Origin of the sequence: Bradyrhizobium sp. B097 (genome assembly GCF_038957035.1) — a bacterium.
Taxonomy (GTDB): Bacteria; Pseudomonadota; Alphaproteobacteria; order Rhizobiales; family Xanthobacteraceae; genus Bradyrhizobium.
In genome coordinates this window covers 143,794-157,745 of the sequence record NZ_CP152412.1, presented here as the reverse complement: position 1 = coordinate 157,745, position 13,952 = coordinate 143,794, and the positions used below count along the sequence as shown (strand labels likewise).

The following is a 13,952-nucleotide window of genomic DNA, read 5'->3' as shown; positions in this document are numbered from 1 at the left end:
GCCCGATACGCAAGACAGTGTTGCTGCCCATGGCGCTGGGCAGGACCGGCGCGGCCTGCCACAATGGGCGCATTGCCGGAGTAAATTGTGAGAGCCCCCGCCCCGTCCTACCCGCATCCCGCGCGGCTGATCCTTATTTTGTCGCTCGCACCGACGGTCGGTCTCGGCATCGGCCGTTTCGCCTATTCGCTGGTGCTGCCCGACATGCGCGACGCGCTGGCCTGGTCCTATTCGGCCGCCGGCTTCATGAACACGATCAACGCCGCCGGCTATCTGGTCGGCGCGCTGTTCGCCTCGCGCCTGATCCAGCGCTTCGGGCTGGCCACCTCGGTGCGCTGGTCGACGCTGGCCTGCGTACTGTCGCTGGCGCTGTGCGCGATCTCGGGCAATTTCGCCGTGCTGAGCTTTGCCCGCCTGCTGGTCGGCTTCGCCGCCGCGATCGGCTTCGTCGGCGGTGGCGCGCTGGCGGCGACGATCGCGCAGTCGCGGCCGGAACGCGCCAACTTCCTGCTCAGCCTGTTCTATGCCGGGCCGGGCGTCGGCATCCTGGCATCCGGCCTGATCGCGCCCTACGTGCTGCAGGGTTTTGGCGCCGGCTCATGGTGGATCGTGTGGTGGGCGATGACCTTGCTCTCCGCGATCATGACCGTGCCGCTGCTGCTTGCGCCATTGCACGCCAATACTGCCGCGGGTGGCATCGTGCGGACCAAATTCGCTGCGATGCCGGTCCTGATCTACCTCGCCGCCTATTTCCTGTTCGGCGCCGGCTACATCGCCTACATGACCTTCATGATCGCCTATGTCCGCGACGGTGGCGGCGGCGCGGGTGCACAGAGCGCGTTCTGGAGCCTGATCGGCGTCAGCGCGTTCGTGACGCCATGGGTCTGGCGGCGGGTTTTGGCGCTCGACCGCGGCGGGCTCGCCACCACCATCATCCTCGGCGTCAACGCGCTCGGCGCAGCTCTGCCGATCTTCGGGCATTCGCCGCTGCTGCTCGCAATCTCGGCGCTGGTGTTCGGCGTCGCGTTCTTTGCGGTGGTCGGCTCGACCACCGCTTTCGTGCGTCTCAACTACCCGCCGGAAGCCTGGCCGACCGCGATTGCGGCGGTGACCATCGCCTTCGGCATCGGCCAGACGCTCGGCCCGATCGTGGTCGGCGCCATCACCGACGCCGTCGGCAGCCTGTCATTTGCGTTGAATGTCTCGGCCGCGATGCTGGCGCTGGGGGCGGTGCTGTCGGCGTTTCAGCGGAAGGTCCCCTCCTAGCGTCGTCCCGGCGAAGGCCGGGACCCATAACCACAACCGGTTTTGGTGGAAGGAAGCGTCTCCCCGCCTGCTCGTTCCCACGGCCGCGGAGTATGGGTCCCGGCCTTCGCCGGGACGACAATGAGTCAACTCCCGCTGAACGAATTGTAGCCCTGGTCTTCCCAGTAGCCGCCCTTGTAGTCGTTGGTGACTTCCATCGAGAGCACGTATTTCGGGTTCTTGAAGCCGAGCTTGGTCGGCACCCGGATCTTCATCGGGAAGCCGTAGGCGCGCGGCAGGATCTGATCGCCGAATTTGAACGTCATCTGAGTCTGCGGATGCAGCGCCGTGCGCATGTCGAGCGGCGAATTGTAGCCGTCCTTGTCGGCGCACTGGAACCAGACATATTTGGCGCGCGTGTCGGCGCCGACCAGCGTGAGGAAATCGCGCAAGGGCGTGCCGGTCCAGCTGCCGATCGCGCTCCAGCCTTCGACGCAGATGTGGCGCGTCACCTGCTTGACCTGCGGCAGCTTGTACAATTCGTCGAGCGTCCACGATTTCTTGTTCTCGACCAGCCCGCGCACCTCGAGCTTCCAGTCCGCGCCTGCGATGTCAGGCGCATCGTCGAGGTCGTAATAGGCATTGAACGGAAACGGCTTGGTGATCATGCTCTCGGGGAAGGTCGGCGCCAGCGCATCCGGATTGAACATCCAGGCCTGCACCGCGTCGTTGAACTTCGAGACTTTCTTCAGCAATTCCTCCGCCGACGACGAATCGACCACGTCGCAGCCGGTCAGCAGCGTCAGCGCACCGAGGCTGGTCCCCGCCGTGATGAAGCGGCGGCGTGTCAGCTCCGGCATCGTCTTCACCGCATCGCGCACCAGCTGCTTCTTGTCGACACCGGGGATCAGGAGTTTTCTGAGACGACCCATCACACCCTCCCTTAGCGCCCGATGATCATGGCGCGCAGGCTCTTCGGCACCAGCAGCGCGAGCGCGACATGGATCACCAGGAAGGCGACGATCAGCGCCATGCAGGTGAAGTGAACGTAGCGGGCGATGTCGTAGCCGCCGAACAACGACACCAGCCAATGCAATTGCACCGGCTTCCACATCGACAGGCCGGACAGCACGATGACGACGCCGACGGTGATGATGCCGGTATAGAGCAGCTTCTGCACCGAATTGTACTTGCTGAGATCGTCATGCGACAGCTTGAAGGTCAGCGCCGCCTTGGTGTCGGCAATCACGCCGCCGGGGGTGATCGGCAGCAGCTTCTTGCGGAAGCGGCCGGTGGCGAAACCGAGCGCCAGATAGATCAGGCCGTTGACCATCAACAGCCACATCGCGGCGAAGTGCCAGAGCAGCGCGCCGCCGAGCCAGCCGCCCAGCGTGATGCTGCGCGAGAAGGTGAAGCCGAACAGCGGCGAGGCATTATAGATCTGCCAGCCGGACATGATCATCAGGATCATCGCAAACGCGTTGATCCAGTGCACCATCCGCACCCAGACCGGCTGGATCACCTTCGCGGGCGCCGCGGTCTCTGCCTGGTGGTCGCTGACGGCAAGGCTCGTCATGGAATGTCTCTGCTCGTGGTCGTTACCGGCTTATACGCCGGGAACCGGCGTTCCGTTACGGGGGTGCGCATCATCAGTTCGATATACGCCACTCCATCTGGTCACAAAAATGCGAGCCGGGGCGAGGCTCCGGCTCGCTGTTTCGTCAGGCGCTCAGGGACTGAATCGGCCGCCGGGTGTTAGGTCGCCGGCATCAGCACGGTGTCGACCACATGGATGACGCCGTTCGACTGGTTGACGTTGGAGATCGTCACCATCGAGGTGCCGCCCTTGGCATCGACGATCCAGACCTTGCCGTCCTGCTTCTTGACGGTCAGTTCCTCGCCCTCGGCGGTCTTCAGCTTCTTGCCGTCGGTGAGGTCGGAGGCCTCGAGCTTGCCGGGCACCACATGATAGGTGAGGATCTTGGTCAGCGTCGCCTTGTTCTCGGGCTTCACCAGATTGTCGACGGTTCCGGCCGGCAGCTTGCCGAACGCGGCGTTGGTCGGCGCGAACACCGTGAACGGGCCCTTGCCTTCCAGCGTGTCGACCAGGCCGGCGGCCTTCACCGCGGCGACGAGGGTGGTGTGGTCCTTCGAATTGACGGCGTTCTGGACGATGTTCTTGGACGGGAACATCGCGGCGCCGCCGACCATCACGGTCTTTTCCTCGGCACGGACCGGCGCCACGACAGTGGCAGTGATCGCGAGCGCGCTGAAGGCGGCGGCAGCGAGATAGGCAATACGCTTCGACATGGTTCGTCTCCCGATGAGGTATCCAGCCGGCTTGGTCATCGCCGGCGATGAAGGGGCAACAACGGCGCGTGTTGGTTGATCAATGCGTCGTCGTTGTCCTGAGCTACGGGAGGTTTTCCGGGCGGTTTCCGGAAATAACTCTTTGTGATTCCTGAAACCGATTGGCGCGCGCTCCGTAGATGCGGCGCTTCACGCAGCCGTCGCGCATTCCATTCAGCGGAATGGACGGGTGCGCTGCCGCGAGCAATTTGCTTGCCGCCCTTGCCTGATTGGTTCAGCCTGAGATTGCGGCGCAGCTTCGCGGGCAGTTGATCGTGGGGAGAAGCAATCATGAGCAGCATCACGGCTGATGGCCACGCCACGCCTGCGGTGAACGATGCTGGCAGCGACGTCGGCCCGCTCGAGCAAAAGCACCTGCAATACGCCAACTATCGCGCCGTCGCCGGCAGCACTGAGCTGACGAAAACCCATTGGCATATCGCCACCGCCAATGCGCTCGGCTGGGGCTTTGACGGCATGGACGGCGTCATCTTCGCGCTCATCTCGCCGATGGTGATCAAGGAATTCCAGCTGAGCCTGCCGGAATATCGCTCCGGCATGCAGATCGCGCTGTTCGTCGGAATCGCCGGGCTCTACTTCTGGCCGTGGCTCGCCGACCGCTACGGCCGCCGCACGCTGCTCGCGGTCAACATCGCGCTGTTCTCACTCCTGATGCCGGTCGCGGCGCTGTCGCCGACCTTTACGGTCTTCGTGATCGCGCGCTCGCTGTTGTTCTTCGCGCTCAACGGCGAATGGTCGCTCGGCTCGATGCTGGTGGCGGAGACCTGGCCGGCCCGGCTGCGTGGCCGCGTCATCAGCATCACGCGCTCGGCCTGGTGTCTCGGCGCCACGCTCGCGGGCGCGATCACCGGGCTGGTTGCCGCCAATTACGGCTGGCGCATCGCCGTGATGGTGCCCGGTGTGATCGCGCTGCTCGCGATCTATATCCGCTCCACCTGCCCGGAATCGCCCTATTGGGTGCGCGCGCAGGATCGCAAGCGGCGCATCTCGGAGACGCTGGCGCGCGGCGGCACGGTCAACAACGAGGACAGCGCCTGGTTCGGCAAGGCCAAATCGGTCGGCATCCGCCAGGTGTTCATGCCCGACGTGCTGCCGTCGACATTGGTCGCGCTGTTCGTGGCCTGCGCCAGCACCTGCATCTACGGCACGGTCGGCGCCTGGATGCCGCTTTACCTCTCGACCGAGAAACATTGGTCGACCGCGGAATACAGCCTGTTCTACGTGTTCTACGGCCTGTGCGGCTTCCTTGGCCTGTGCCTGGTCGGCTGGTTGATCGACAAGATCGGTCGCCGCCGCACCTTCATCGTGACCCTGATCGAGGGCGCGATCTTCATGACGCTCTGGGTCTATTCCGAGGACCGCGTCCTGCTGTGGGCATTCGGGCTCGCCTGGTGTCTCGGTTTCCTCGGCTTCTGGGGCCCGAGCACGACGCTGACGGCGGAGATCTTCCCGACCCGCATCCGCGGCGCCGCCAACGGCGTGGTCTGGGCGATCGCCTATTTCGTCGGCTTCGTGCTGTTTCCCTTCGTCTCGATCGCGCTCCAGCAGCACACCGGCTCGTTCGCGCTATCGTTCCTCTGCATCCCCGTGCTGATGATCGCGATGGCGATCGGCGTGTACCTGTTCGTGCCCGAGCATACCGGCAAGGAGCTGAACGAGATCAGCGAGTGACGTAGATCGCAAAACCGTCCACGCCGTCGTCCCGGCGAAAGCCGGGACCCATAACCACGAATGGTCGTTTTGCGAAGGTTGGGGCTCCAGCCTTTGCTAACAATCGACATCGGTGGTTATGGGTCCCTGCTTTCGCAGGGACGACGCGTTGAGGGAGTTGAGCCTAATCCCTGTTCGTCGGCGTCTGAATGAAGCCGCGGTTGTGCGTCGGGCTGATCAGGATCTCGTTCATGCAGACCCGCGCCGGCATGCTGGCGACGAAGGCGATGGTGCGGCCGCAATCCTCCGGCTGCAGCATCCTGGCCTGCTCGGCTTCGCTCGGCACCACCGGCCGCTGCTTCAGGATCGGCGTCGCCACCTCGCCCGGCGACAGGCAGCAGGCCCGCAGCCCGTTGATGCATTCGTCCATGTTGAAGGAATGGGTCAGCGCCAGCACCGCGTGCTTGGTGGTGGTGTAGGCCGGGCCCGGCATCTTCGAAACGTGGCGGCCGGCCCAGGAGGCGACATTGATGATGCAGCCGTCCTGCTGCTTGCGCATCGTCGGCAGCACCGCGCGCATGCAGTAGAGCACGCCGTTGAGGTTGACCTCGACCAGCTTGTCCCAGCCTTCCAGTTCCATGTCGGCCCAGCTGCGCTTCGGCACGTTGATGCCGGCGCTGTTGACCAGCAGGTCGATGCGGCCGTGTTTACCGACGATCGCGTCGGCAGCCTTGTTGACGTCGGCCTTGTTGCTGACGTCGAGCGGGATCGCCTCGGCCTTGCCGCCCTTTTTCGTGATGTTGGCCACCACGCGGTCGAGCTCTTCCTTGCGGCGGCCGGAGACCACCACCGTCCAGCCGTCCGCAGCCAGGAATTCCGCCCCGGATTCGCCGATTCCGGTGCCGCCGCCGGTAACCCAGGCCACGCGTTTCCCATTATTTGTCATGCAAACTGTCTCCGTTGCTTTCCGAAGGGCGTTTTTGCTAATCCAACCGGACCTTTACCGGCGCTTTCGCCCCTCAGGGGATGTTGCATGAACACGACCACCAACGCCAACCTGTTTTCCCGCCTGTTCGACGGCCTCGACGACACCAATCGGCTGGCGATCGAGCAGCTCGACGGCAGCCGGATCTCCTATGGCGACCTGATCGCGCGCGCGGGCCAGATGGCGAATGTGCTGGTGGAACGCGGCGTCAAGCCGGGCGACCGGGTCGCGGCGCAGACCGAGAAATCGGTCTCAGCGCTCGTGCTCTATCTCGCCACCGTGCGCGCCGGCGGCGTCTACCTGCCGCTCAATACCGCCTATACGCTGAACGAGCTCGAATACTTCATCACCGATGCCGAGCCGTCGCTGGTGGTCTGCGATCCCGCCAAGCTGGAGGGCATCAAGGCGATCGCCGCCAAGGTGGGTGCCAAGGTCGAGACGCTCGACCCGACCGGCAGAGGCTCGCTGACCGAGGCCGCGGACAAGGCGGCGAAGGAATTCGCCACCGTGCCGCGCGGCAATGACGACCTCGCCGCAATCCTCTACACGTCGGGCACCACCGGCCGCTCCAAGGGCGCGATGCTGTCGCACGACAATCTGGCGTCGAACTCGTATTCGCTGGTCGACTACTGGCGCTTCACCGACAAGGACGTGCTGATCCACGCGCTGCCGATCTATCACACCCACGGCCTGTTCGTGGCCAGCAACGTGACGCTGTTCTCGCGCGCCTCGATGATCTTCCTGCCGAAGTTCGATCCGGACGCGATCCTGAAGCTGATGGCCCGCGCCACCGTGATGATGGGCGTGCCGACCTTCTATACCCGCCTGTTGCAGAATCCCGGGCTGAACAAGGACGCCACCAAACACATGCGGCTGTTCATCTCGGGCTCCGCGCCGCTGCTCGCCGACACCCATCGCGAATGGTCTGCCCGCACCGGCCACGCCGTGCTTGAGCGCTACGGCATGACCGAGACCAACATGAACACTTCCAACCCCTATGAGGGCGACCGCGTGCCCGGCGCGGTCGGCTTCCCGCTACCCGGCGTCTCGGTGCGGGTCACCGATCCCGAGACCGGCAAAGAGCTTGCGCGCGAAACCATCGGCATGATCGAGGTCAAGGGCCCGAACGTGTTCCAGGGTTACTGGCGGATGCCGGAGAAGACCAAGGCCGAGTTCCGCAGCGACGGCTTCTTCATCACCGGCGACCTCGGCAAGATCGACGGCAAGGGCTATGTCCACATCCTCGGCCGCGGCAAGGATCTCGTGATCTCCGGCGGCTTCAACGTCTACCCCAAGGAAATCGAGAGCGAGATCGACGCCATGCCCGGCGTGATCGAATCCGCCGTGATCGGCGTGCCGCATGCCGATTTCGGCGAAGGCGTCACCGCCGTTCTGGTCTGCAGCAAGGGCGCCGACATCAGCGAGGCCTCGGTGCTGAAGGCGCTCGACGGGCGGCTCGCCAAATTCAAGATGCCCAAGCGCGTCTTCGTCGTCGACGAATTGCCGCGCAATGCGATGGGCAAGGTGCAGAAGAATATTTTGCGGGATACGTATAAGGATATCTACGCGAAGGGTTGAAGCCGCGAGAACGTCGTGAGGGGTAGATGGAGCGGGAGCAGGCTATCCAGATTAACGATCAACTCGTCATCGCGCACGAGGCGATGAAGAAGGCTCGAATCGCGATTGCGGAGCTCGGAAAGCAGGAGCGGCTTGAATTGGATGGCCCGCTCTATGACCTCCTGCTCGAGCTGGAATGGCAAGTGATGCTGCCACTTTACGAACAGTTTCGCGACCTGATGAAGCTGGAGCTTCGCGAAGAACTGCCTCCCCCGAGCTCCGAACTGAAGTGGAGCGACGTGCGTCTTCCCCGCGAAGCTACGGAAGCAGCGCTCGACGACATCATCATGTCGGCCCTGACATCGCGATGGCAAAAGGTCGCGATGATTATAGGGGTCGCGATCGCAGACTGCGATAAACTGAAATTGCCAATAGCTCCTGAAATGATCGGAGCACGCCTGCGCTTCCTGTCCCACGCCGGTCGGATCGAGGGCGTCGGAGACCTCCGACGGTGGGGTCACAGCGAAGTACGGCTGAACGACGAGCCGATCAGTGCCCGCCCAGCAGGCTGATCACAAATCGTCCGCCGACAATGAAGAGGTAAGCTCCGAACGCCACCTCCAGCGCGCGCTTCGACAGCGCGTGCGCGACCTTGACGCCGAGTGGCGCGGTGACCAGCGTGGTCGGCATCACCAGCAGCGCGCCGATCAGAGAGACATAGCCGAGCGCGAACGGCAGTTGCAGCGCCGTGACGTCGGGAAAGCGCGCAGCGGCGGGCCAGCCGGCATAGACATAGCCGAGCGCGCCGGGGATCGAGATCAGCACCGCGAGCGCGGACGAGGTCGCTACCGCCTGATGGATCGGCCGGCCGTAGAAGGTCATCAAGAGGTTGGCGAACAGGCCGCCGCCGATCCCCATCAGCGTCGACAGCAGGCCGACGAAGAAGCCGTAGATGCGCATCAGAAAACCCTTCGGCACGTCGTCGCCGAATTTCCAGGTCTCGCGCGCCAATAGCAGCCGTGCTGCCGCCGACCACGCCACCACGACGAACACGATCTTGAACAGCCGTTCCGGCGCGAAACGCGCGGTGACGCTGCCGGCGGCAACGCCGATCACGATCGGCAGCCACCAGCGCTTCAGGATCTCCATGTCGACCGCGCCGCGGCGATAATGGGCACGGAACGAGCTCAGCGAGGTCGGGATGATGATCGCGAGCGAGGTGCCGATGCACAGCGGCATCCGCACCTCGAGCGGCACGCCCGCGAGACGAAAGCATTCGTAGAACACCGGCACCAGGATCGCGCCGCCGCCGATGCCGAACAGGCCGGCGAGAAAGCCGGACAGCGCGCCGACCGCGATCAGCAGCAGCGCAAGCTCGAGCAATTCCTTGGGATCGAGGCCGGCCATCATGTCCTTCGCACGGTGGTTGGCGCCGCACGCAGGCATTGGCGCCGTCTTGAGACTGTTCGCGGAGAGCAATAGCCCCTTTTGGGATTCGGGAGTATCTATGCTGTTGAGCAGGCTCTGTTGCGAAATGCGGAAGGATCGGGCTTGGACCAGCTTGCGGCGATGGCGGCCTTTGTCCGCGCGGTCGAGACCGGTAGCCTGTCGGCGGCGGCGCGGTCGCTGCCGAGCTCGCTGACCTCGGTCAGCCGCCAGATCAGCGCGCTCGAGGAGCATTTCGGCACCCGCCTGCTGCTGCGCACCACGCGCCAGCTCGCGCTGACCGATGACGGGCGCATTCTCTATGAGCGCGCGAAATCGGTTCTCGGCGAAGTCAGGGAGATCGAGGCGGCGTTGGCGCGCGACCCGCATCAGCCGTCGGGCCGTATTCGGTTGAGTTCGCCGAGCCTGATCGGGCGGCTCGTGATCGCGCCGTTGCTGGTCGAGTTTCTGCGCCGCTATCCGGCACTCGCCGTCGACCTGCTGTTGATCGATCGCGCGGTCGATATGGTCGAGGAGGATATCCACCTCGCTGTCCGCATCGGCCGCCTGCGCGATTCGCAGCTCGTCACGCGCAAGCTCACCGATCTGCAGATGATCGTGTGCGCATCACCGGACTATCTCGCGCGGCGCGGCGAGCCGCGGACGCCGGACGAGCTTTCGTCGCACGACTGCCTGGTGTTTTCCGATTCGCCAGGGAGCGCCGAGTGGCGCTTTGCCGACGGCTCGAAGACGGGTCGCAAATTCCGCATATCCGGTCGGCTCTGGATGAATAGCCTCGAGGCACTGGTCAGTGCAGCGCGGGAGGGCGCGGGCATCGTTCGCGTGCCGTCGTGGCAGGTGCAGTCCGATCTCGCGAGCGGCCGTCTGCAACGCCTGCTGATCGATCATGAGCCGGCCCCGACGCCGCTGCATCTGATGCTTCAGCCGTCACGCCTCGCATCGCCTAAGATCAGGGCATTCGTCGATTATCTGGTGGAACAATGGGGCAAAATCGATGCCTTCCGGACTCCGTCCGTGCGCAGCTAAACCCGCCGATCAATATTCAGGTTTCCTGATTCATTTTTTAGTTCACTCGACCTTGCATCTGGTATACCACACTGCGGATCAATCAGAATTCGGCAACGCTAACAATGAACTTCGGTTCGACCGAAGGCTATTTGGCCGTTGCGCGGGCTGATCCGACTCCGTAAATAGAACTCCTCTACCGCGTTCCCCGATGGGCCGGCCGCGGTCCCTCACAACATAAAGCCCGCCGATGACCGCCAGGATCGAACGACCGCTTTCACCCCATATTCAGACCTACCGGTGGACGCTGACGATGGCGCTGTCCATCGTCCACCGCGCCACAGGTGTGGCACTCTATTTCGGCACCCTGCTGCTCGCCTGGTGGCTGATCGCGGCCGCCTCCGGCCCGACCGCCTACGCCAACGTGCAGGCCTTCACCGGCAGCGCGATCGGCAAGCTGATCGTGTTCGGCTACACATGGGCGCTGATGCACCATCTGTGCAGCGGCATCCGGCATTTCGTCTGGGATCTCGGCTACGGCTTCAAGGCCAATGAGCGCGAAGCGCTGACCTGGGGCGCCGTGGTCGCCGGCATCGCGCTGACCGTGCTGGTCTGGATCATTGCCTATGCGGTTGGAGGTGGACGATGAGCGGCCCCTCTTCGATGCGCACGCCGCTGGAGCGCGTCCGCGGCCTCGGGTCTGCCCATACCGGCACAGGCGATTTCTGGCGCCAGCGCCTCACCGCGGTCGCGATGACGCTCCTGATCGTTCCCGTGATCGTCGTGGTGATCATGCTGATCGGCCGCAATCATGCCGGCGCGGCGCAGATCCTCGGCTCGATCCCGATCGCCATCATCCTGCTGCTCTTCATCGTCGCCAGCACCTGGCACATGAAGATCGGCATGCAGGTCGTGATCGAGGACTACATCCATAACGAGAAGCTGAAGATCGCCAGCGTGATGGCGAACAACTTCTTCTGCGTCGCGGTCGCATTGGCCTCGATCTACGCAATCCTCAAATTGTCGTCGGGAGTATAACCCATGGCCGGTGAAGGAAACGGCAAGGCCACCAACGGCAGTGGCCCGGCTACCAATGGCAAGGCCTACCCGATCCAGGACCACACCTACGACGTCGTCGTGGTCGGCGCCGGTGGCGCGGGCCTGCGCGCCGTGGTCGGCTGCTCGGAAGCGGGCCTGCGCACCGCCTGCATCACCAAGGTGTTCCCGACCCGCTCGCACACCGTTGCGGCGCAGGGCGGCATCTCGGCCTCGCTCGGCAACATGCATCCCGACGACTGGCGCTGGCACATGTACGACACCGTGAAGGGGTCGGACTGGCTCGGCGACCAGGACGCGATCGAATACATGGTGCGCAACGCGCCCGACGCGGTCTACGAGCTCGAGCATTGGGGCGTGCCGTTCTCGCGCACCGAGGACGGCAAGATCTATCAGCGCCCGTTCGGCGGCATGACCCTGGACTACGGCAAGGGCCAGGCGCAGCGCACCTGCGCCGCCGCCGACCGCACCGGCCACGCCATGTTGCACACGATGTATGGCCAGTCGCTGCGCCACGCGGCCGAGTTCTTCATCGAATTCTTCGCCATCGACCTGATCATGGACGACCAGGGCGTCTGCCGCGGCGTGATCGCGCTCAAGCTCGACGACGGCACGCTGCATCGCTTCCGCGCCCAGACCACGATCCTGGCGACCGGCGGCTATGGCCGCGCCTATGCGTCCTGCACCTCGGCACACACCTGCACCGGCGACGGCGGCGGCATGGTGCTGCGCGCCGGCCTGCCGCTGCAGGACATGGAGTTCGTCCAGTTCCATCCGACCGGCATCTACGGCTCGGGCTGTCTCGTCACCGAAGGCGCCCGCGGCGAAGGCGGCTATCTCGTCAACTCCGAAGGCGAGCGCTTCATGGAGCGCTACGCGCCGTCGGCCAAGGACCTCGCCTCGCGCGACGTCGTCTCGCGCGCGATGACGATCGAGATCCGCGAAGGCCGCGGCGTCGGCAAGAAGAAGGATCACATCTTCCTGCACCTCGATCACCTCGATCCGAAGGTGCTGCATGAGCGGCTGCCGGGTATCTCCGAATCAGCGAAGATTTTCGCCAATGTCGACGTCACCCGCGAGCCGATCCCGATCGTGCCGACCGTGCACTACAACATGGGCGGCATCGCCACCAACTATCACGCCGAGGTGCTGACCAAGCGCAACGGCGACGACAATTCGGTGGTGCCGGGCCTGATGGCGATCGGCGAAGCCGCCTGCGTCTCGGTGCATGGCGCCAACCGCCTCGGCTCCAACTCGCTGATCGACCTCGTGGTGTTCGGCCGTGCCGCCGCGCTGCGCCTTGCCGACAAGCTGACGGCGAACGCCAAGCAGCCGGAGCTGCCGAAGGATTCGGCCGACCGCGCGCTCGGCCGGCTCGATCACTTCCGCTACGCTTCCGGCGGCACGCCGACCGCGAAGCTGCGCGACAGCATGCAGCATGTGATGCAGAACAATTGCGCGGTGTTCCGCACCGGCGACGTGCTGCAGGAAGGCCAGAACCTGATCCACAAGGTCTACGGCGGCGTCGGCGACATCTCGGTGTCCGACCGCTCGCTGGTGTGGAATTCCGACCTGATCGAGACGCTGGAATTCGACAATCTGATCGTGCAGGCGGTCGTGACGATGGATTCGGCGGCGAACCGCACCGAAAGCCGCGGCGCGCATGCGCGCGAAGACTTCTCTGCGCGCGACGACAAGAACTGGATGAAGCACACGCTGACCTGGATTGATCCGGCCGGCAAGACCGCGATCGATTATCGTCCGGTCCACGACTACACGATGACCAATGATGTGCAGTACATCCCGCCGAAGGCGCGGGTCTACTGAGAACGAAGGCGAGCAAGCATGGTTGAATTCGCACTTCCGAAGAATTCGAAGATTTCCGGCGGCAAGACCTGGCCGAAGCCGGCCGGCGCCACCGAGACCCGCGAATTTAGGGTGTATCGCTGGAACCCGGACGACGGCAAGAATCCGAGCGTCGACACCTATTATGTCGACACCCATGATTGCGGTCCGATGGTGCTGGACGGCCTGATCTGGATCAAGAACCACATCGATCCGACGCTGACCTTCCGCCGCTCCTGCCGCGAAGGCGTCTGCGGCTCCTGCGCGATGAACATCGACGGTCAGAACACGCTGGCCTGCACGAAGTCGATGCACGACGTCGGCGCCGGCGGCGCGGTGAAGGTCAACCCGCTGCCGCACCAGCCGGTGGTCAAGGACCTCGTGCCCGATCTCACCAATTTCTACGCCCAGTATGCCTCGATCGAGCCGTGGCTGAAGACCACGACGCCGACGCCGCAGAAGGAGTGGAGGCAGAGCCACGAGGACCGCGAGAAGCTCGACGGTCTGTACGAGTGCATCCTGTGCGCCTGCTGCTCGACCTCGTGCCCGAGCTACTGGTGGAACAGCGAACGCTTCCTCGGTCCCGCCGCGCTGCTGCAGGCGACGCGCTGGGTCACCGATTCCCGCGATGAAGCGACCGGCGAGCGGCTCGACAATCTCGAGGATCCGTTCCGCCTCTATCGCTGCCACACCATCATGAACTGCGCCAAGGCGTGCCCGAAGGGCCTCAACCCCTCGGAAGCGATCGCCGAGCTCAAGTTCAAGATGGTCGAACGCCAGATCTGATCCGACA

15 protein-coding genes are annotated in these 13,952 nt (G+C 64.3%); 9 read left to right on the top strand and 6 right to left on the bottom strand.

From position 1 onward, the window contains the following. Nucleotides 1-87 precede the first annotated feature (87 nt). Nucleotides 88-1,266, top strand: a complete 1,179-nt coding sequence (locus tag AAFG07_RS00765) for a YbfB/YjiJ family MFS transporter (RefSeq protein ID WP_342725577.1) — start codon at nucleotides 88-90, stop codon at nucleotides 1,264-1,266. 125 nt (nucleotides 1,267-1,391) lie between these two features. Here the strand turns inward: AAFG07_RS00765 and AAFG07_RS00760 are convergent, their stop codons facing one another. The 4 genes from AAFG07_RS00760 to AAFG07_RS00745 form a co-directional block, all read right to left on the bottom strand. Further along, nucleotides 1,392-2,177 (bottom strand): molybdopterin-binding protein, encoded by a 786-nt coding sequence (locus AAFG07_RS00760; protein ID WP_342725576.1) that lies wholly within the window; start codon nucleotides 2,175-2,177, stop codon nucleotides 1,392-1,394. Between the two features lie 11 nt (nucleotides 2,178-2,188). Next, a complete protein-coding gene (locus AAFG07_RS00755) occupies nucleotides 2,189-2,821 on the bottom strand; it encodes a cytochrome b/b6 domain-containing protein (protein ID WP_342725575.1) in 633 nt (210 codons plus the stop codon). Between the two features lie 179 nt (nucleotides 2,822-3,000). Next, entirely contained in the window at nucleotides 3,001-3,555 is a 555-nt protein-coding gene (locus tag AAFG07_RS00750) for a fasciclin domain-containing protein (protein WP_342725574.1), read from the bottom strand. Between the two features lie 35 nt (nucleotides 3,556-3,590). Further along, nucleotides 3,591-3,899, bottom strand: a complete 309-nt coding sequence (locus tag AAFG07_RS00745; RefSeq protein ID WP_342725573.1) for a hypothetical protein — start codon at nucleotides 3,897-3,899, stop codon at nucleotides 3,591-3,593. On the opposite strand from AAFG07_RS00745, the gene AAFG07_RS00740 reads away from it, so the two are divergent. Continuing rightward, on the top strand, nucleotides 3,886-5,286 hold the full coding sequence (locus AAFG07_RS00740) for an MFS transporter (RefSeq protein ID WP_342725572.1): 1,401 nt from the start codon (nucleotides 3,886-3,888) through the stop codon (nucleotides 5,284-5,286). The two genes, AAFG07_RS00745 and AAFG07_RS00740, sit on opposite strands and share 14 nt — an antisense overlap. A gap of 163 nt (nucleotides 5,287-5,449) precedes the next feature. Here AAFG07_RS00740 and AAFG07_RS00735 read toward each other — a convergent pair whose 3' ends face one another. After that, on the bottom strand, nucleotides 5,450-6,211 hold the full coding sequence (locus AAFG07_RS00735) for an SDR family oxidoreductase (RefSeq protein ID WP_342725571.1): 762 nt from the start codon (nucleotides 6,209-6,211) through the stop codon (nucleotides 5,450-5,452). A gap of 87 nt (nucleotides 6,212-6,298) precedes the next feature. Between AAFG07_RS00735 and AAFG07_RS00730 the strand changes: the two genes are divergently transcribed. Together AAFG07_RS00730 and AAFG07_RS00725 are read left to right on the top strand one after the other, a co-directional pair. Further along, on the top strand, nucleotides 6,299-7,828 hold the full coding sequence (locus AAFG07_RS00730) for a malonyl-CoA synthase (protein WP_342725570.1): 1,530 nt from the start codon (nucleotides 6,299-6,301) through the stop codon (nucleotides 7,826-7,828). 26 nt (nucleotides 7,829-7,854) lie between these two features. Further along, on the top strand, nucleotides 7,855-8,379 hold the full coding sequence (locus AAFG07_RS00725; protein WP_342725569.1) for a DUF3658 domain-containing protein: 525 nt from the start codon (nucleotides 7,855-7,857) through the stop codon (nucleotides 8,377-8,379). On the opposite strand, the gene AAFG07_RS00720 is transcribed toward AAFG07_RS00725, so the two are convergent. Continuing rightward, nucleotides 8,357-9,217, bottom strand: coding sequence for a sulfite exporter TauE/SafE family protein (locus AAFG07_RS00720; protein ID WP_342729416.1), 861 nt, complete (start codon nucleotides 9,215-9,217; stop codon nucleotides 8,357-8,359). The two genes, AAFG07_RS00725 and AAFG07_RS00720, sit on opposite strands and share 23 nt — an antisense overlap. A 141-nt stretch (nucleotides 9,218-9,358) precedes the next feature. On the opposite strand from AAFG07_RS00720, the gene AAFG07_RS00715 reads away from it, so the two are divergent. The 5 genes from AAFG07_RS00715 to AAFG07_RS00695 all read left to right on the top strand — a co-directional run bounded on the left by AAFG07_RS00715 (nucleotide 9,359) and on the right by AAFG07_RS00695 (nucleotide 13,945). Then, nucleotides 9,359-10,279 carry a LysR family transcriptional regulator gene (locus AAFG07_RS00715; RefSeq protein WP_342725568.1) on the top strand — a complete coding sequence of 307 codons (921 nt, stop codon included), beginning with the start codon at nucleotides 9,359-9,361 and terminating at the stop codon, nucleotides 10,277-10,279. Between the two features lie 229 nt (nucleotides 10,280-10,508). Beyond that, nucleotides 10,509-10,907, top strand: a complete 399-nt coding sequence (gene sdhC / locus AAFG07_RS00710; RefSeq protein ID WP_342725567.1) for a succinate dehydrogenase, cytochrome b556 subunit — start codon at nucleotides 10,509-10,511, stop codon at nucleotides 10,905-10,907. A 14-nt stretch (nucleotides 10,908-10,921) separates the two neighbouring features. Further along, nucleotides 10,922-11,296: a succinate dehydrogenase, hydrophobic membrane anchor protein gene (gene sdhD, locus AAFG07_RS00705; protein WP_083992366.1), complete on the top strand. Its 375-nt coding sequence runs from the start codon at nucleotides 10,922-10,924 to the stop codon at nucleotides 11,294-11,296. A 3-nt stretch (nucleotides 11,297-11,299) separates the two neighbouring features. Then, entirely contained in the window at nucleotides 11,300-13,141 is a 1,842-nt protein-coding gene (gene sdhA / locus AAFG07_RS00700) for a succinate dehydrogenase flavoprotein subunit (RefSeq protein ID WP_229169595.1), read from the top strand. An 18-nt stretch (nucleotides 13,142-13,159) separates the two neighbouring features. Further along, nucleotides 13,160-13,945 carry a succinate dehydrogenase iron-sulfur subunit gene (locus AAFG07_RS00695; RefSeq protein WP_050402509.1) on the top strand — a complete coding sequence of 262 codons (786 nt, stop codon included), beginning with the start codon at nucleotides 13,160-13,162 and terminating at the stop codon, nucleotides 13,943-13,945. The last annotated feature ends 7 nt before the right edge of the window (nucleotides 13,946-13,952 follow it).

Coding starts and splice junctions, on each gene's coding strand:
- AAFG07_RS00730 (WP_342725570.1), top strand. CDS start 6,299: ATGAACACGACCACCAACGCCAACCTGTTTTCCCGCCTGTTCGACGGC.
- AAFG07_RS00695 (WP_050402509.1), top strand. CDS start 13,160: ATGGTTGAATTCGCACTTCCGAAGAATTCGAAGATTTCCGGCGGCAAG.
- AAFG07_RS00735 (WP_342725571.1), bottom strand. CDS start 6,211: ATGACAAATAATGGGAAACGCGTGGCCTGGGTTACCGGCGGCGGCACC.
- AAFG07_RS00750 (WP_342725574.1), bottom strand. CDS start 3,555: ATGTCGAAGCGTATTGCCTATCTCGCTGCCGCCGCCTTCAGCGCGCTC.
- AAFG07_RS00720 (WP_342729416.1), bottom strand. CDS start 9,217: ATGATGGCCGGCCTCGATCCCAAGGAATTGCTCGAGCTTGCGCTGCTG.
- AAFG07_RS00755 (WP_342725575.1), bottom strand. CDS start 2,821: ATGACGAGCCTTGCCGTCAGCGACCACCAGGCAGAGACCGCGGCGCCC.
- sdhA (WP_229169595.1), top strand. CDS start 11,300: ATGGCCGGTGAAGGAAACGGCAAGGCCACCAACGGCAGTGGCCCGGCT.
- AAFG07_RS00725 (WP_342725569.1), top strand. CDS start 7,855: ATGGAGCGGGAGCAGGCTATCCAGATTAACGATCAACTCGTCATCGCG.
- AAFG07_RS00760 (WP_342725576.1), bottom strand. CDS start 2,177: ATGGGTCGTCTCAGAAAACTCCTGATCCCCGGTGTCGACAAGAAGCAG.
- AAFG07_RS00740 (WP_342725572.1), top strand. CDS start 3,886: ATGAGCAGCATCACGGCTGATGGCCACGCCACGCCTGCGGTGAACGAT.
- sdhC (WP_342725567.1), top strand. CDS start 10,509: ATGACCGCCAGGATCGAACGACCGCTTTCACCCCATATTCAGACCTAC.
- sdhD (WP_083992366.1), top strand. CDS start 10,922: ATGCGCACGCCGCTGGAGCGCGTCCGCGGCCTCGGGTCTGCCCATACC.